Source organism: Streptomyces sp. ASQP_92, assembly GCF_025399895.1.
GTDB lineage: Bacteria > Actinomycetota > Actinomycetes > Streptomycetales > Streptomycetaceae > Streptomyces.
Window position 1 is genome coordinate 438,287 of the sequence record NZ_JAODUA010000001.1, and the last position, 17,190, is coordinate 455,476.

Consider the following 17,190-nt stretch of genomic DNA (forward strand, 5'->3'; position numbering starts at 1 on the left):
GCTCCTGGTGCTAGGCCTTCTGACGGGCCGTGTTGTAGACGGAGGCCGTCAGCTTGGCGGCGTCCTCCTGGCTCGCGCCGCCACCCGTGGAGGCCTTGCCGATGTCCATCAGGAGCACGACGCCGTACGTGCTGTAGTCCGCCCACACGCACGCCGGAGCCGTGAACTCCTTGGGCCCCTTGCCGAGGGAGCCGTCGGCGCCGGAGTTGGTGAACTTCATGTCCTGGCACTTCATCAGGGCGCCCTTGAACCCGGCCGGCTTGACCAGCTTGGGCGAGCCGATGAGTTCGACCTTGATGGTCTTGCTCTTGGAGGTGTTGTCCTTGGCGTTCTGGAACGACGCGTCGATGACCTTCGCCGGGTCGCTGATCTCACCCCAATAGGCGTTGATCTGAAGCGACTTGGCGGTCAGCGGGTTCACCTTCGGGTCGCCGGAGGCGTACGAGGCGCCGGTCTGCTGCGGGTTCTTGACGCCGGCGGCCTCGGCCTTCTTCTTCTGCTCGTCCGACATCGGCGCCGTGTCGTCGCCCTTGGCGTCCTTCTTGTAGTCCTCGACCGTGGCGGGCAAGACGACCTTGTAGCCCTTGGTGTCGGCCGACACGTCCCCGTTGTCGGCGCCGCCCTTGGTGAGGAACCACACGCCGCCTCCGATCACCGCGAGCGCCACGACGACCCCCGTGACGATCAGGCCGGTCTTCTTCTTCGGGGGAACCGACGGCATGGGGTGCGTCGGGCCACCGTACGGCGGCTGCTGCCCGTACGGCGGCTGCTGGCCGTACTGCGGGGGCTGCTGCTGCGGGTAGCCGTAGGGCTGCTGCGGCTGCTGGCCGTAGGGGCCGGGCTGCTGGGGCGGCACGCCCTGCGGGGCCTGCTGCGGGTAGCCGTAGCCGGGCTGCGGCGGACCGGGCTGCCCGTACGGGGGCTGCTGCGGAGGCTGCTGGCCGTAGGGGCCGGGCTGCTGGGGCTGGCCACCGTACGGGCCCGGCTGGTTGTAGCTCATGGTTGGGTTCCCCCTAGGGATGTTCATCCGATCCGAACATCCTCGCGGAACGGCCGCCGACCTCGCGCATCGGGGGCCCCACCGTTACGAAAGATTCCCGTTTCGGTGCGGGCCGGTGACACCCCTAAACTGACCCCGTGACCGAGAACACTCAGCAGCAGAACCCAGCGCCCACCACCGAACTGCCGACCCAGTACGCGCCGGCCGAGGTAGAGGGGAAGCTGTACGAGCGCTGGGTGGAGCGCGGTTACTTCACCGCCGACGCCGGGTCCGAGAAGGACCCGTACACCATCGTCATCCCGCCGCCCAACGTCACCGGGGCGCTGCACCTGGGGCACGCCTTCCAGGTCACGCTCATGGACGCGCTCACCCGCCGCAAGCGGATGCAGGGCTACGAGACGCTGTGGCTGCCCGGCATGGACCACGCGGGCATCGCCACCCAGAACAAGGTGGAGCAGCAGCTCGCCGAGGAGGGCAAGTCCCGCCAGGACCTGGGGCGCGAGGCCTTCACCGAGCGCGTGTGGCAGTGGAAGGGCGAGTACGGCGGCCGCATCCTCGGCCAGCTCAAGCGGCTCGGGGCGGGCCTGGACTGGTCGCGTGAGCGGTTCACGATGGACGAGGGCCTGTCCAAGTCCGTCCAGACCATCTTCAAGAACCTCTACGACGACGAGCTGATCTACCGCGCCGAGCGCATCATCAACTGGTGCCCGCGCTGTCTGACCGCCATCTCGGACATCGAGGTCGAGTACCAGGACGACCCGGGCGAGCTGGTCTCGCTGAAGTACGGCGAGGGGGACGACACCCTGGTCGTCGCCACCACCCGCGCCGAGACGATGCTGGGCGACACCGCGATCGCCGTCCACCCCGACGACGAGCGGTACAAGCACCTCGTCGGCAAGCTCATCAAGCTGCCGCTGACCGACCGCTCCATTCCGGTCGTCGCGGACACCCACGTCGACCCCGAGTTCGGCACCGGCTGCGTCAAGGTGACCCCGGCGCACGACCCGAACGACTTCGCCATCGGGCAGCGCCACGGCCTGGAATCCATGACGATCATGGACGAGCGCGGCGTCATCACCGTCCCGGGTCCCTTCCAGGGCCTCGACCGCTACGAGGCCCGCTCGGCCGTCGTGGGCGCGCTCAAGGAGCAGGGCCGCATCGTCGCCGAGAAGCGCCCCTACATGCACTCGGTCGGCCACTGCTCGCGCTGCAAGACGACCGTCGAGCCGCGCCTTTCGATGCAGTGGTGGGTCAAGGTCGGCCCGCTCGCGCAGGCCGCCGGTGACGCGGTCCGCGACGGCCGGGTCAAGATCCACCCGGAGGACATGTCGAAGCGGTACTTCGACTGGGTCGACAACATGCACGACTGGTGCATCTCGCGCCAGCTCTGGTGGGGCCACCGCATCCCGATCTGGTACGGCCCCGAGGGCCAGGTCGTCTGCGTCGGACCCGACGACGAGATCCCGACCGGCGAGGGCTGGCGCCAGGACCCCGACGTCCTGGACACCTGGTTCTCGTCGGGCCTGTGGCCCTTCTCCACGCTCGGCTGGCCGGAGAAGACCGCCGACCTGGAGAAGTTCTACTCGACCGACGTCCTGCTCACCGGCCACGACATCATCTTCTTCTGGGTCGCCCGGATGATGATGTTCGGCCTGTACGCGATGGACGGCGAAGTCCCGTTCAAGACGGTCGCGTTGACCGGTCTCGTCCGCGACGAGTTCGGCAAGAAGATGTCGAAGTCCAACCCGAACGCGGTCGACCCCATCGACTGGATGGACGCGTACGGTTCGGACGCGGTCCGCTTCACCCTGGCCAAGGGCGCCAACCCCGGCGCGGACGTGCCGATCGGCGAGGACTGGGTCCAGGCGTCCCGCAACTTCGCCAACAAGATCTGGAACGCGACCCGCTTCGCGCTGATGAACGGCGCCACCGTCGAGGGTGAACTCCCGCCCGTGGAGCGGCTTTCGGCGACGGACCGCTGGATCCTGTCGCGCCTGAACAAGACCGTGGCCGAGGTCGACGCGTACTACGAGGACTACCAGTTCGCGAAGGTCAGCGAGTCGCTCTACCACTTCGCGTGGGACGAGGTCTTCGACTGGTACGTCGAGCTGTCCAAGACGACGTTCTTCGCGGGCGGCGAGCAGGCGAAGGTCTCGGGCCGGGTCCTGGGCGAGGTCCTCGACGTGATGCTGCGGGTCCTGCACCCCATCGTCCCGTTCGTCACCGACACCCTGTGGACGACGCTGACCGGCGGCGAGTCGCTCGTCGTCGCGGACTGGCCGCGGGACAGCGGTTTCCGCGACGAGGCGGCCGAGCGCGAGATCGAGCTGGTCCAGCAGGTCGTCACCGAGGTCCGCCGCTTCCGCTCCGACCAGGGTCTCCAGCCCGGCCAGAAGGTCCCGGCCGAGCTGACCCTGGACGGTACGGCGCTGGCCCCGCACGAGGCGGCCATCCGCCAGCTCCTGCGCCTCCAGCCGGCCGGTGAGGACTTCCACGCCACCGCCTCGCTGCCGGTCGCGGGCGCCACGGTCGCGCTCGACCTGTCGGGCACCATCGACGTCGAGGCCGAGCGCAAGCGCCTGACCAAGGACCTCGGCGCCGCCGAGAAGGAGAAGGCGGACGCGAACAAGAAGCTCGGCAACGAGGCCTTCCTCGCGAAGGCCCCGGACAACGTGGTCGACAAGATCCGTACGCGGCTCGCCAAGGCCGAGGCCGACATCGAGCGCATCGCCCGCCAGATCGCGTCGCTGCCCCAGGGCTGACCGGCCGTCATGGTGAGCTGAGCAAGGCCCCCGGGACCTCGGTCCCGGGGGCCTTCCTCATGCGCGCGGTGGGAGTCCCGGGGCCCGGCACCGGGTGAGCGCCGAGTGGCACGTGCGACATATCACTACATGGGGGCCGTTCGACTCGGGCGTTCGGGCCCAAAGACCTTGGATGATGGAAGGCATGCACACCCCGCTCCCCACCTCCGCGCCACAGCGCGCGCTGGCGGCGGCGCGGGCGATGGGCACGCGCTGGGTGGGCGAGGAGCGCGCCCTGGACATCCTGATCGCGCTGAGCTGCTTCGGCCTGATGGTCCTGGACGTGCCGGGCCTGGCCCGGAGCGACAACTCCCTCAACAGCTACACCGCGCCGCCCGTCCTGGCCCTGGGGGCCGCGACCCTGCTGCTGCGGCGCCGGTGGCCGTGGCTGCCGTATCTGGTCGCCCTGTTCTTCCTGGGCTGGCTGCACCAGCTGAACCTGGTCCAGTTCGCGCTGTACTCGCTGGGCCGCTTCCGGGGCCGGCGCGCGGGCATCCTCGCCACCTGCGGATACATCGCGGTGGCGTACGTCCTGTTCAACCTGCCGGGCTGGCCCGACATCCGGGGCGAGACGCTCAGCTCGTTCCTGGCGATCGTGGTGCCGGTGGGCGTGCTCGCCTCGGGCGTCGGCATCTCCGCCTACCGGCACGACCTCGTCCACGAACTGGAGGCCCAGCGCGCCGAGTCCGCGGCCCTGCACGCCGTGCAGGCCGAGCGGGTCTCGGTGGCCCGGGACGTGCACGACATGGTGGGCCGGGAGCTGACGATGCTCGCGGTGCGCTCCGAGGTGCTGGCGCTGCGCGCCAGGAACGAGCCGCACCACAAGGACTTCGAGGAGCTCGCCGACACCGCGCGCCGGGCCCACCTCATGCTCAACGAGATCATCGTGCGGCGCGCGGACGAACGCACCGCGACCCCCGGCATCGACGGGCTGCACGCGCTCGCCGAGGAGAGCCGGCTCGCGGGCACCCCGGTCGGCCTCGACATCGAGGAGGACGTCCACCGGCTGTCCCCGCTGCGCCAGGCGGCCGTCTACCGGGTGGTCCAGGAGTGCCTCACCAACGCGGTCAAGCATGCCCGGGGCGAGCCCGTCGCGGTGACGATCCGGCTCGCCGCCGGGGACCTCGTGGTCACCGTGCAGAACCCGCTGCCGCGCTCGGCGCCGGTGAAGGCCCCGGTCTCCACCGGGACCGGCACGTTCTCGATGCGGGAGCGGGTGGAGAGCATGGGCGGCTCGCTCGCGACGACCCGTACCGACACGACGTACGAGGTCCGGGCCACGCTCCCGGCGGGCGCGATCGGCTGACCGGGGCTGCCCTCCCCGGGGGCCTTCCCTGCCGGCGCCGCCCAGCCCCCAACTCTCCAGGGGCGCGGGGAACTGCGCGAACGGGTCCCATGGTCCGCGGACGAAGGTGCCCGGCACCGGGGTGTCGCGCTTCCGCGTGTACGTGGATCGGTGCGGCCCGTCGTGGGCTGGGCGCGCAGTTCCCCGCGCCCCTAGTAGGTGGGCCAGTGCCGGGCCGGCAGGGCGGTGGCCCCGGGCTGCGGAGAAGGCCTACGCGCCGGCCAGCAGCTTCTGCAACCCGTCGAAGTCCTCCACGCACTTGCCCGAGCCCAGCACCACACAGTCCAGCGGGTCGTCGGCCACGAAGACCGGAATGCCGGTCGCCGACGCCATCCGCAGGTCCAGGCCCGGCAGCAGCGCGCCACCGCCGGTCAGGACGATGCCGTGCTCCATCACGTCCCCGGACAGCTCCGGCGGGCACTCCTCCAGGGTCACCTTCACCGCCGCGATGATCGACTCCACCGGCTCGTCGAGGGCGGCCCGCACCTCGCGCGCGGTGAGCGAGAGCGTCTTGGGCAGGCCCCGCACCTTCTCGCGGCCCCGGATCCTGAAGGTCCGCTCCTCCAGCTCCTCGTCGCCCGGCACCGGCCAGGCCGACCCGATCGCGCACTTGACGTCCTCGGCGGTGCGCTCGCCTATGAGCAGCGAGTGCTCCTTGCGTACGTAGTCGGTGATCGCGGTGTCCAGACGGTCGCCGCCCACCCTGAGGGACTGCGAGGTCACGATGCCGCCGAGCGAGATCACGGCGACCTCGGTGGTGCCGCCGCCGATGTCCACCACCATCGAACCGCGCGGCTCGGCCACCGGGAGGCCGGCCCCGATCGCCGCCGCCATCGGCTCCTCGATGAGGTGCACGGCCTTCGCGCCGGCCCGCTGCGCGGCGTGGACGATGGCCCGCCGCTCCACCGGGGTCACCCCGCTCGGCACGCACACCACCATGCGGGTGCGCGGCCTGCGCCCGGGCACGGCCTTCTTCACGAAGTGGCGGATCATTTCCTCGGCCGCCTCGTAGTCGCTGATCACCCCGTCCCGCAGCGGCCGGATCGCGGTGATCGAACCGGGCGTGCGGCCGATGGTCTCCTTGGCCTCCGTGCCGACGGCCAGAGCCGTGCGGCCGCCCTCCTTCATCGCCACCACGGATGGTTCGTTGAGCACGATGCCCTGCCCGCGGGCGTACAGAAGCGTATTGGCGGTCCCGAGGTCGATCCCTATGTCCATGATCGCCAAGTTTGCCGGGAGAGGCCGGGGGACCCGGGGGCCGAAGGTCCCGAAAGGGGCGGGTCCAAGGTCCTGTCGGTACCCCTCCGTAGACTGGTCCCGTGACCGAGCAGCCCGACCGCAGTGAAGCCGATGACTTCGACGGAATTGTCGAAGCCGAGACCAATCGAGACCCCGATCTGGCGGTGATCGAAGCGGGCAGCCGCACCCTGCGCACCCACGGCGGAGCGCCGCAGGGCGAGGCCGTGCCCGGCCGGCCCGCCGACCCCGAGGTGGACGCGGCGCTGCGCGCGGTCGAGACCGAGCTCGCGGGCCGCTGGGGCGAGACCAAGCTGGAGCCGTCCGTCCGCCGCATCGCCGCCCTGATGGACGTCCTCGGCGAGCCGCAGCGCGCCTACCCGACGATCCACATCACCGGCACCAACGGCAAGACCTCCACCGCCCGGATGATCGAATCCCTGCTCGGCGCCTTCGAGCTGCGCACGGGGCGCTACACCTCGCCCCACGTCCAGTCGATCACCGAGCGGATCAGCCTGGACGGCCTGCCCATCCCCGCCGAGCGCTTCGTCGAGACGTACGAGGACATCAAGCCGTACGTCGAGATGGTGGACGCGCAGGAGGAGTTCCGGCTCTCCTTCTTCGAGGTCCTCACCGGCATGGCCTACGCCGCCTTCGCGGACGCCCCGGTCGACGTGGCCGTCGTCGAGGTCGGCATGGGCGGCAGCTGGGACGCGACGAACGTCATCGACGCGGGCGTCGCCGTCGTCACCCCCATCGACCTCGACCACACCGACCGGCTCGGCAACACGCCCGCCGAGATCGCCGTCGAGAAGTCCGGGATCATCAAGCAGGGCGCGACGGTGATCCTCGCCCAGCAGCCCGTCGACGCGGCCCAGGTCATGCTGAAGAAGGCCGTCGAGACGGACGCCACCGTGGCCCGCGAGGGCATGGAGTTCGGCCTCGTGCGGCGCGAGGTCGCCGTCGGCGGCCAGCTCCTGACCCTGCGCGGCCTGGGCGGCGAGTACGAGGACGTCTTCCTGCCGCTGTACGGGGCCCACCAGGCGCACAACGCGGTGGTGGCGCTCGCCGCGGTCGAGGCGTTCTTCGGCGTCGGCTCCCAGCAGCCGGGCCCGCTCGACCTGGACACCGTCCGCAAGGCGTTCGCCTCCGTCGTCTCGCCCGGCCGTCTGGAGGTCGTGCGCCGCTCGCCCACCGTCGTGCTCGACGCCGCGCACAACCCGGCGGGCGCCCGCGCCACCGCGGACGGCCTGACCGAGGCGTTCGGCTTCTCCCGCCTGATCGGCGTGATCGCCGCCAGCGCCGACAAGGACGTCAAGGGCGTCCTCGAAGCGTTCGAGCCGGTCCTGGCCGAGGTCGTCGTCACCGCCAACACCTCCATGCGCTCCATGGACGTGGACGAGCTGGCCGCGCTCGCCGTCGAGGTGTTCGGCGACGAGCGGGTGGTCGTCGAGCCCCGTCTGGACGACGCGATCGAGGCCGCCATCACGCTGGCCGAGGAGGAGGACGAGTACGCCGGCGCGGGCGTCCTGGTCACCGGCTCCGTGTTCACGGTCGGCGACGCCCGGCTGCTGCTGAAGAGGGGCTGAGCCGATGCGTACGCTCTGCGCGTCCACCCTGATCGGTGAATTCTTCGTGATCGCCTTCGCGGGCCTGGTCGCGATGAAGGACCCCCATCTCGCCACCACCACCGTGTGGACGGTGTGCGGGATCGGCATGCTGCTCTCGGTGCTGCTGTGCGGGATGCTCGGCCGACGCGGCGGGGTCGAGCTCGGCTGGGCCCTTCAGGTCGCCCTGATCGCGAGCGGTTTCGTCGTTCCGCTGATGTTCTTCATGGGCCTCCTGTTCGGCGCCCTGTGGTGGGCCTCGGTGCACTACGGCCGCAAGATCGACGAGGCGAAGGCGCGGTTCGCCGCGGCGGCCGAGGCACAGCCGGGAGCCTGACGGCCCTTGGCGGGACCGGGTGCCGGGCGTTTCGCTACACCCGGTAATCTCGGCGGACCGCACACGTTTGCCAAGGAGCCGTACACCATGACGCAGCGCACCCTCGTCCTCCTCAAGCCGGACGCCGTCCGCCGCTCGCTGGTGGGCGAGATCATCGGCCGCATCGAGCGCAAGGCCGGCTGGCGGATCACCGCCCTCGAACTGCGCGCCCTGGACCAGGACACCCTGGAGCAGCACTACGGCGAGCACAAGGGCAAGCCCTTCTACGAGCCGCTCGTGGAGTTCATGTCCTCGGGTCCGGTCGTCGCCCTGGTCGTCGAGGGCGAGCGCGTCATCGAGGGTGTACGCCAGTTGGCGGGTCCCACCGACCCGATCGCGGCGGCCCCCGGCTCGATCCGCGGCGACTTCGGCACCATCGTCCGGGAGAACCTCATCCACGCCTCGGATTCCGAGGAATCCGCGGAGCGGGAGCTGAAGCTCTTCTTCCCCGGCCGCGCCTGAACACATACTGACGCGATGTCAGCCATATAGCGCTCATGACCTGGGGCGACCGAAGGAATTTCGGTCGTCCCAGGGCATATGCGGGCCGACTTCGGGAACGCATCGCCCCGACACGACGTCACCATTACTGAGGTGGACCACCGCGCCGTGTCCGCGCAGGCCGGACTACGATGGGGCCTCACGCTCAACGCACCCACCTCGCCGACCTGAGAAGCCGTCAACGCTCGATTAGGGAAGGCCGGACGCATCCTCATGGGGAGCAACAAAATGTCGTTCATCGGCCGTGACATGGCTGTCGACCTCGGGACCGCCAACACGCTGGTGTACGTCAGGGGCCGCGGAATCGTCCTGAACGAGCCGTCCGTCGTCGCCATCAACACCAACACCGGCGGCATCCTGGCGGTCGGCGCGGAAGCCAAGAAGATGATCGGCCGTACGCCGGGCAACATCGTCGCCGTACGGCCTCTGAAGGACGGCGTGATCGCCGACTTCGAAATCACCGAGCGGATGCTCCGCTACTTCATCCTGAAGATCCACAAGCGCCGGTACCTGGCCCGCCCGCGCGTCGTGGTCTGTGTGCCCTCGGGCATCACGGGAGTCGAGCGCCGCGCCGTCATCGAGGCCTCCACCCAGGCGGGCGCCCGCCAGGTGCACATCATCGAGGAGCCCATGGCCGCGGCCATCGGCTCGGGTCTGCCGGTCCACGAGGCCACCGGCAACATGGTGGTGGACATCGGCGGCGGCACCACCGAGGTCGCCGTCATCTCGCTCGGCGGAATCGTCACGGCACAGTCCATCCGGGTCGCGGGCGACGAGCTGGACAACGCGATCATCCAGCACATCAAGAAGGAGTACTCCCTCCTCCTCGGTGAGCGCACCGCGGAACAGATCAAGATCACGATCGGTTCCGCGTACGACCTCGACAAGGACGAGCACACCGAGATCCGCGGCCGTGACCTCGTCTCCGGGCTGCCCAAGACCGTGGTGATCTCCGCGGCCGAGGTGCGCAAGGCGATCGAGGAACCCGTCAACGCGATCGTCGACGCCGTGAAGACGACGCTCGACAAGTGCCCGCCCGAGCTCTCCGGCGACATCATGGACCGCGGCATCGTCCTCACCGGCGGCGGCGCCCTGCTGCGCGGCCTGGACGAGCGGCTGCGCCGGGAGACCGGCATGCCGATCCACATCGCCGAGGACCCGCTGGACTCGGTCGCCCTGGGGTCCGGCAAGTGCGTGGAGGAGTTCGAAGCGCTCCAGCAGGTGCTCGACGCGCAGCCCCGCCGATAGCTCCCGGAGCCTGCTGTCCGCCGTATGGGTCACTGCCAACCCGTACGGCGGATCGTTGATATACAGATCGAAGAGATCTTGTAGATCACCCATATTCCTACGAGGAAGGCACGGCCGCCGCACGTGAGGGACACACGAGAGAGCCGGCTGCTCCTGGTGCTGCTGATCGCCGTAGCGTTCGCGCTGATCACGGTCGACATCAGAGGCGGGGCGAATTCACCGGTGGACGGCGCCCGGCAGGCCGCCGCCGCGGTCTTCGGACCGGTGGAGAACGGGGTCGCGGCCGCCGTCGACCCGGTCGGCAACGCGATCGGCGCCGTACGCGACTCCGGCAAGCGCCACGACAGGATCTCCGCGCTCCAGGCCGAGAACGAGGCCCTCAAGCAGAGGCTCGGCAGCGACGCCCGCAACCGCAGCCGGCTGAACCAGCTCGACTCGATGCTGAAGACCGCCGGCGAGGGCCAGTACGGCATCAAGGCCGCCCAGGTCGTCGCCATAGGAGCGGCCCAGGGCTTCTCCTGGACGGTCACCATCGACGCCGGGTCCAACGACGGCATCCAGCGCGACATGACGGTGCTCAACGGCGAGGGCCTGGTCGGGCGGGTCACCACCGTCGGCCCCTCCACCTCGACGGTGCTGCTCGCCAACGACCCCGACTTCACGGTCGGCACCCGGATGGAGAAGAGCGACGAGCTCGGCTTCGCCACCGGCCACGGCGACCGTCCGCTGTCGGTCCAACTGCTCAACGGCAAGGCCAAGGTCAACCCCGGCGACCGCCTGGTGACCTTCGGCTCCCAGGCCGACAAGCCGTTCGTGCCCGGCGTGCCCGTAGGCGAGGTCGTCAAGGTCGACCCCTCGGGCGGTGACCTCACGCGCACCATCTACGTACGCCCCTATGTCGGCTTCACCAAGCTCGACATCGTCGGCGTCGTCGTCCAGGCCCCCCGCACCGACCCGCGCGACCAGGTGCTCCCCGCCAAGCCCCGGCCGACCCCGACGCCCACGGTCACCGTCACGGCGAGCCCCACCGGGAGCCCCACCCCCAACGGCCAGGGCAACACCGACATCGCCAACCAGAACGCGACGGCCAACGGCAACGGCCGCCCCGACCCGAACGCCAAGCCCGACGCCGGCGGCAACAACCCGCCGGCCGGCAACGCCAACCCACCGGCCGGAACGAACGGGAACGCCAATCCGAATCCGCCCAACGCCAACGGCGACCCGAACGGCCAAGGCAACGCCAACGCCGACGGCGAGCAGTAGGAGCTGATCCAGATGCGTCTCAACAGGGTCCTCCTCTCCGCCGCCCTGATCGTGGTCGCCCTCGTCGTCCAGGTCAGCGTCCTCGCCCGCCTCCAACTCCCCGGCGCCGTACCGGACTTGGTGCTCCTGACCGTCCTCGGTCTCGCCCTGGTGTACGGCCACGTCGGGGGCGCCTTCGTCGGCTTCGGCGCGGGACTGCTCGCCGACCTCGCACCGCCCGCCGACCACGCCGCCGGGCGCTACGCCCTGGTGCTGTGCGTGATCGGCTACCTCGCCGGACTCGCCAAGCCCGACCACGGACGGCTGCGCAGCGCGGCAGGACCGATGCTGGTGGTGGTCGGCGCGGCCATCGGCTCGACGCTGCTCTACGCCACCGTCGGGGCGCTGGTGGGAGACACCGCGGCCCGCCATGTCGGCCTGCCCAGCCTGCTGTTCACGGCCACCGTCTACGACCTGCTGCTCGCGCCGTTCACGGTGCCGCTGATCATGGCGATCGCCCGGCGGGCCGAGAACGACCCGCTCGGCGACACCACCGCCAACGGCAGCCCCAAGAGCAACATCACCTCCGGCTGGCTCTCCGGCGGCACCGGTCTGCGCATCGGCAACCAGCGCGGCGGTCTGCGGATCAAGGCCGCCAGGAACAGGGCGGCCCGCGCCGGCCGCATCAAGGGCGTCAAGCGACTGTGACCGAGGGGGTCGTCACCGCATGAGCAACATCCCCGAGACCGGACGCACCCCCCGGGTGCAGATCCGCCTCATCATCATCCAGGTCCTGGTCTTCTCGCTCCTGCTCACTCTGGGCGGGCGCCTGTGGTACCTCCAGATCCGCAACGGCCAGGAGTATCAGGACGAGGCCAAGAACAACCACGTCCAGCAGGTCGTCCAGCCCGCCGTGCGCGGCTCGATCCTCGACGCGCGGGGCGTCCCGCTCGCCGACAACGAGACCCGGCTGGTGGTCTCCGCCTCGCGCACCGACCTCTCCAAGATGCCCGACCGGGGCAAGGCCGTCCTGACCCGGCTCGCCGGGGTGCTCGGCATGAAGCCGCAGGACGTCATGGACAAGGTCAGGCTCTGTGACGCCAAGACCCCCAAGCCCTGCTGGAACGGCTCCCCGTACCAGCCGATCCCGGTCACCGACAAGGCCACCACCCAGCAGGCCCTCCAGATCCGCGAGCGCTCCGAGGACTTCCCCGGCATCACCGCCGACCCCACCGCGGTGCGCCGCTACCCGGCGCCCGGCAAGTCCAACACCGCCCAGGTGCTCGGCTACCTCTCGCCCGTCACCGACGACGAGATCACCAAGGCCAAGGACACCGACTCGCCCTATCTGCGCTCCGACCAGGTGGGCCGCTCGGGTCTTGAGCGCACCTACGACAAGCAGCTGCGCGGCAAGGCCGGCGTCACCCGCTACGAGGTCGACAACCTCGGGCGGGTCATCGGGCAGGCCGAGAGCGACAAGGCCCAGCCCGGCTCCAACGTCGTCACGTCGATAGACGCACGCGTGCAGGCGGTCGCCGAGTACGAGCTGAACAACGCGATGGTCGAGGCCCGCCAGCAGTTCGACAAGATCACCAACGAGAACTACAAGGCGGACTCCGGCGCGGTCATCGTCATGGAGGCCAAGACCGGGCGGATCGTCGCCATGGCCTCGGCGCCCACCTACGACCCGAACGTCTGGGTCGGCGGCATCTCCGGCAAGGACTACCAGCAGCTCACCGGCAAGGACAGCGACTATCCGCTGCTGAACCGCGCCATACAGGGTCAGGCCGCACCCGGTTCGACGTTCAAGGTGGTCTCCACGGCCGCCGCGGTCGAGGCCGGCTACAAGTGGGACGGCGGTTACCCCTGCACCAGCTCGTACTCCGTGGGCGGGCAGGTCTTCAAGAACTTCGAGGGCGAGAACTTCGGACCCATCTCGCTCGGACGCGCTCTTGAGGTCTCCTGCGACACCGTCTTCTACGGGCTCGCCGACAACGAGTGGAAGAAGGACGGCGGGATCAACCCGAAGAAGGGCCAGCCCAAGGACTACTTCTACAAGGCCGCCCACCAGTTCGGCCTCGGCAAGCCCACCGGCGTGGACCTGCCCAACGAGGTCACCGGCCGCGTCCCGGACCGCCAGTGGAAGGAGAACTACTGGGCGGCCAACAAGGACAGCTGGTGCAAGACCGGCAAGAAGGACGGCAGTTACGTCGAGAAGATCGCGTACGAGAACTGCCTCGAAGGCAACAAGATGCGCGAGGGCGACTCGATCAACTACTCCATCGGCCAGGGCGACACCCTCGTCACGCCGATCCAGGAGGCCATGATCTACGGAGCCATCGCCAACGGCGGCACCATGCACGCCCCGACCATCGGCAAGGCGATCATCAGCGCCGACGGCAAGTCGATCCAGGAGATCAAGCCGAAGGTCAACGGCAGGCTCCCGGTCACCCAGGCCACCCTCGACGGCTTCAACAAGGCCCTCGCGGGCGTCGTCACCAGCGGTACCGCCGCCTGGAAGTTCCAGGGCTGGCCGCAGGACAAGGTCGAACTCCACGCCAAGACCGGCACCGCCGAGGTCTACGGCAAGCAGACCACCTCCTGGCTCGCCACGTACTCCAAGGACTACACCGTCGTCATGACGATCGCCCAGGCCGGTACGGGTTCGGGTGCCTCCGGTGCCGCCGTGCGCAAGATCTACGAGGCGATGTACGGCATCGACGACGCGGGCAACCAGGACATCAAGCGCGCCCTGCTCCCGCAGCCCGAGCAGTCCCTGCCCAAGATCCAGGCCGACGGCTCCATCGACGCGCCGACGGTCGCCGCGTACGACCCGGACGCGGGCAAGACCAAGGACACCAAGGACCCCAAGGACCCCAAGGACAAGCAGCAGCCCGCCGGTCAGCCGCAGCCCGACAACAGCCCGGCGGCCAACGTCGACAACCGCAATCCGCGAAGGGACTAGCGCCATGGCAGGCTTCTCCGTCCAGCGCTACGCCCCCGAGCGCGGCGCGTTCGCCAAGCTGACGGCGCGCGACTCGGTGCTGCGCCGGCTGGACTGGCCGCTGCTGCTCGCGGCCCTCGCGCTCTGCCTCATCGGCTCGCTCCTGGTGTGGTCCGCGACCCGCAACCGCACCAGCATCAACCAGGGCGACCCGTACTTCTTCCTCATCCGGCACATCGTGAACTCCGGCATCGGGCTCTGCCTGATGATCGGCACCATCTGGCTCGGCCACCGCACCCTGCGCGGCGCCGTGCCCATCCTGTACGGCCTCTCCATCCTGCTGCTGCTCGCGGTGCTCTCACCGCTCGGCGCCACCGTCAACGGCGCGCACTCCTGGATCGTGCTCGGCGGCGGATTCTCCCTCCAGCCCTCCGAGTTCGCGAAGATCTCGATCATCCTGTGCATGGCGATGCTGCTCGCCGCGCGGGTGGACGCCGGCGACCAACTGCACCCCGACCACCGCACCGTGACCAAGGCCCTCGCCCTCGCGATGGTGCCGATCGGCTGCATCATGCTGATGCCCGACCTCGGCTCCACCATGGTCATCGTGGTGATCATCCTCGGTGTGCTGCTCTCGTCCGGGGCGTCCAACCGCTGGATCATCGGCCTGTTCTCGGCCGGAGTGGTCGGGGCGGTGCTCGTGGCCGCGCTCGGGATACTGGACAAGTACCAGATCAACCGGTTCGCCGCGTTCGCCAACCCCAGCCTCGACCCGGCCGGTGTCGGCTACAACACCAGCCAGGCCAGGATCGCGATCGGCTCCGGAGGCCTGACCGGCACCGGCCTGTTCAAGGGCTCCCAGACCACCGGCCAGTTCGTGCCCGAACAGCAGACGGACTTCGTGTTCACCGTCGCCGGGGAGGAACTCGGCTTCGTGGGCGCCGGATTGATCATCGTGCTGCTCGGCGTCGTCATGTGGCGCGCCTGCCGCATCGCCCGCGAGACGACCGAGCTGTACGGCACGATCGTCGCGGCCGGCATCATCGCCTGGTTCGCCTTCCAGTCCTTCGAGAACATCGGCATGACGCTCGGCATCATGCCGGTGACCGGCATCCCGCTGCCCTTCGTCTCCTACGGAGGGTCCTCGATGTTCGCGGTGTGGGTCGCCATAGGGCTGCTCCAGTCGATCCGGGTGCAGCGGCCGATAACGGCATAGCCACCCCGGGAAGGGACCGGCCGGGACACGGCCGGTCCTCGGCGCCCTGCCGCCGGGCGCCGAAGGCGTCTAGATTTTTGTCATGGCGGACACGAAGCGCGAGATCGAGCGGAAATTCGAGTTCCCCCCGGCCGACGGGGAGCACCGCACCGAACTCCCCGACCTGACCCGGGCCCCCGGCGTCGCCCGCGTCGTGGCGCGGGGCGTCATGGAGCTCGACGCCGTCTACTACGACACCCCGGACCTGCGCCTGAACGCCGCCCGGCTCACCCTGCGCCGCAGAACGGGCGGCGACGACGCCGGCTGGCATCTGAAGTTCCCCGTCGCCACCGGGATCCGCGACGAGATCCGCGCCCCGCTCAGCGACGACCCGCCTCCCGCGCTCACCGCCCTCCTGCGCTCCCGGGTCCGCAACGCCCAACTCGCCCCCGTCGTACGGCTGTTGACCTCGCGCGACGTCCGCCATCTGCTGGCCGGCGACGGCACCCCGCTCGCCGAGCTCAGCGTCGACACCGTCGTCGCCGAGGGGCTGACCGACGGCGCTTCGACCACCACCTGGACCGAGATCGAGGTCGAACTCGCCGACGGCGTCCACGACCAGGGCGTCCTCGACGCGGTGGAGAACGAGCTGCGCGCGGCGGGCATCCTGCCCTCGTCCAGCCCCTCCAAGCTCTCCCGCGCCCTGCGCGAGACGACCCCCACGCCCCCACGCGCCCCCGACGCCGAACCCGGCGACGGCACCGCGGGCGCCCACGTCCTGGCCCACCTGCGCGCCCAGCGCGACACCCTGGTCGCCCTCGACCCGGCCGTGCGGCGCGAACTGCCCGACGCCGTCCACCGCATGCGGGTCGCCACCCGCCGGCTGCGCAGCGCCTTCCGGTCGTACGCCAAGGTGATCGACCGGTCCGCCACCGAACCCGTCCGCGCGGAGCTCACCTGGCTCGCCGCCGAACTCGGCGTCGAACGCGACGGCGAGGTGCTCGCCGAACGCCTGCGGACCCGTATCGCGGCGCTGCCCGACACGCTGCTGCTCGGCCCGGTCCGCGCCCGGCTGCGCATCCGGACCGTGGCGGGGGGCGCCGACGCCCGGCGCAGGACCCTCGCCGCCCTCGACGGCGAGCGCTACCTCGCCCTGCTCGGCGCCCTCGACGCCCTGCTCGCCGACCCGCCGCTGCTGCCCGCCGCCGGGCGCCCCGCCGCCGGTGTGCTCCGCAAGGCCGTCCGCAAGGACCACCGGCGCCTCGCGAGCCGCCTGCACACCGCGCTCGCCCTCGAACCCGGCCCCGAACGCGACCTCGCCCTGCACGCGGCCCGCAAGGCGGCCAAGCGGGCCCGGTACGCCGCCCAGGCCGCGGCTCCCGCCCTCGGCAAACCCGCCAGGAAACTCGGCAAACGCCTCAAAGCCGTCCAGAACGTGCTCGGCGAGCACCAGGACAGCGTGGTCGCCCGTCACGCGCTGCGCACCCTGGCCGCCCAGGCCCACGCGGCCGGCGAGTCCGCGTTCACCTGGGGACTCCTGTACGGGCACGAGGAGGCGACGGCCGCACGGCGCGAGCACGAACTGCCCCAGGCCTGGGCCCGCGCCTCCCGGCCCGGACTCCCCAAGGGCCGGGCCGGGCGCTGACCGTCGTGCGAGGGGGCGACTGATCGTCGGGTGAGGGGGCGACGCGGCTC

The 17,190-nt window shown here is 70.4% G+C and carries 13 protein-coding genes; 11 read left to right on the top strand and 2 right to left on the bottom strand.

Features of this window, described 5'->3' with window-relative positions:
• Positions 1–10: 10 nt before the first annotated feature.
• Positions 11–1,000 carry a hypothetical protein gene (locus tag N4G70_RS01935; RefSeq protein ID WP_261710592.1) on the bottom strand — a complete coding sequence of 330 codons (990 nt, stop codon included), beginning with the start codon at positions 998–1,000 and terminating at the stop codon, positions 11–13.
• 137 nt (positions 1,001–1,137) lie between these two features.
• On the opposite strand from N4G70_RS01935, the gene N4G70_RS01940 reads away from it, so the two are divergent.
• Both N4G70_RS01940 and N4G70_RS01945 read left to right on the top strand, forming a co-directional pair.
• A complete protein-coding gene (locus tag N4G70_RS01940) occupies positions 1,138–3,762 on the top strand; it encodes a valine--tRNA ligase (RefSeq protein WP_261710593.1) in 2,625 nt (874 codons plus the stop codon).
• A gap of 184 nt (positions 3,763–3,946) precedes the next feature.
• Positions 3,947–5,107 carry a sensor histidine kinase gene (locus N4G70_RS01945; RefSeq protein ID WP_399033774.1) on the top strand — a complete coding sequence of 387 codons (1,161 nt, stop codon included), beginning with the start codon at positions 3,947–3,949 and terminating at the stop codon, positions 5,105–5,107.
• Between the two features lie 249 nt (positions 5,108–5,356).
• On the opposite strand, the gene N4G70_RS01950 is transcribed toward N4G70_RS01945, so the two are convergent.
• Positions 5,357–6,364, bottom strand: a complete 1,008-nt coding sequence (locus tag N4G70_RS01950; RefSeq protein WP_261710594.1) for a rod shape-determining protein — start codon at positions 6,362–6,364, stop codon at positions 5,357–5,359.
• A gap of 101 nt (positions 6,365–6,465) precedes the next feature.
• Here N4G70_RS01950 and N4G70_RS01955 point away from each other — a divergent pair, with 101 nt between their 5' ends.
• The 9 genes from N4G70_RS01955 (at position 6,466) to N4G70_RS01995 (ending at position 17,140) form a co-directional block, all read left to right on the top strand.
• Positions 6,466–7,971 carry a folylpolyglutamate synthase/dihydrofolate synthase family protein gene (locus N4G70_RS01955; RefSeq protein WP_261710595.1) on the top strand — a complete coding sequence of 502 codons (1,506 nt, stop codon included), beginning with the start codon at positions 6,466–6,468 and terminating at the stop codon, positions 7,969–7,971.
• Between the two features lie 4 nt (positions 7,972–7,975).
• Positions 7,976–8,326, top strand: a complete 351-nt coding sequence (locus N4G70_RS01960) for a DUF4233 domain-containing protein (RefSeq protein ID WP_261710596.1) — start codon at positions 7,976–7,978, stop codon at positions 8,324–8,326.
• Positions 8,327–8,413: 87 nt separating this feature from the next.
• A complete protein-coding gene (ndk, locus tag N4G70_RS01965; RefSeq protein WP_261710597.1) occupies positions 8,414–8,827 on the top strand; it encodes a nucleoside-diphosphate kinase in 414 nt (137 codons plus the stop codon).
• A gap of 267 nt (positions 8,828–9,094) precedes the next feature.
• The gene (locus tag N4G70_RS01970; RefSeq protein WP_053727412.1) at positions 9,095–10,114 is read left to right on the top strand and encodes a rod shape-determining protein; all 1,020 of its coding nucleotides are present in this window, start codon (positions 9,095–9,097) and stop codon (positions 10,112–10,114) included.
• Positions 10,115–10,237: 123 nt separating this feature from the next.
• Positions 10,238–11,377: a rod shape-determining protein MreC gene (mreC, locus tag N4G70_RS01975; protein WP_261710598.1), complete on the top strand. Its 1,140-nt coding sequence runs from the start codon at positions 10,238–10,240 to the stop codon at positions 11,375–11,377.
• Positions 11,378–11,389: 12 nt separating this feature from the next.
• The gene (gene mreD / locus N4G70_RS01980; protein ID WP_261710599.1) at positions 11,390–12,064 is read left to right on the top strand and encodes a rod shape-determining protein MreD; all 675 of its coding nucleotides are present in this window, start codon (positions 11,390–11,392) and stop codon (positions 12,062–12,064) included.
• 19 nt (positions 12,065–12,083) lie between these two features.
• Positions 12,084–14,321, top strand: coding sequence for a penicillin-binding protein 2 (gene mrdA / locus N4G70_RS01985; RefSeq protein ID WP_261710600.1), 2,238 nt, complete (start codon positions 12,084–12,086; stop codon positions 14,319–14,321).
• Positions 14,322–14,325: 4 nt separating this feature from the next.
• Positions 14,326–15,516, top strand: a complete 1,191-nt coding sequence (rodA, locus tag N4G70_RS01990; RefSeq protein ID WP_261710601.1) for a rod shape-determining protein RodA — start codon at positions 14,326–14,328, stop codon at positions 15,514–15,516.
• Positions 15,517–15,598: 82 nt separating this feature from the next.
• Entirely contained in the window at positions 15,599–17,140 is a 1,542-nt protein-coding gene (locus N4G70_RS01995) for a CYTH and CHAD domain-containing protein (RefSeq protein ID WP_261710602.1), read from the top strand.
• Positions 17,141–17,190 lie beyond the last annotated feature (50 nt).

What these genes read in the sequence shown, in the direction of transcription:
- N4G70_RS01935 (WP_261710592.1), bottom strand. Translation starts at nt 1,000, where the DNA reads ATGAGCTACAACCAGCCGGGCCCGTACGGTGGCCAGCCCCAGCAGCCC.
- N4G70_RS01945 (WP_399033774.1), top strand. Translation starts at nt 3,947, where the DNA reads ATGCACACCCCGCTCCCCACCTCCGCGCCACAGCGCGCGCTGGCGGCG.
- N4G70_RS01950 (WP_261710594.1), bottom strand. Translation starts at nt 6,364, where the DNA reads ATGGACATAGGGATCGACCTCGGGACCGCCAATACGCTTCTGTACGCC.
- N4G70_RS01960 (WP_261710596.1), top strand. Translation starts at nt 7,976, where the DNA reads ATGCGTACGCTCTGCGCGTCCACCCTGATCGGTGAATTCTTCGTGATC.
- ndk (WP_261710597.1), top strand. Translation starts at nt 8,414, where the DNA reads ATGACGCAGCGCACCCTCGTCCTCCTCAAGCCGGACGCCGTCCGCCGC.
- N4G70_RS01970 (WP_053727412.1), top strand. Translation starts at nt 9,095, where the DNA reads ATGTCGTTCATCGGCCGTGACATGGCTGTCGACCTCGGGACCGCCAAC.
- mreD (WP_261710599.1), top strand. Translation starts at nt 11,390, where the DNA reads ATGCGTCTCAACAGGGTCCTCCTCTCCGCCGCCCTGATCGTGGTCGCC.
- mrdA (WP_261710600.1), top strand. Translation starts at nt 12,084, where the DNA reads ATGAGCAACATCCCCGAGACCGGACGCACCCCCCGGGTGCAGATCCGC.
- rodA (WP_261710601.1), top strand. Translation starts at nt 14,326, where the DNA reads ATGGCAGGCTTCTCCGTCCAGCGCTACGCCCCCGAGCGCGGCGCGTTC.
- N4G70_RS01995 (WP_261710602.1), top strand. Translation starts at nt 15,599, where the DNA reads ATGGCGGACACGAAGCGCGAGATCGAGCGGAAATTCGAGTTCCCCCCG.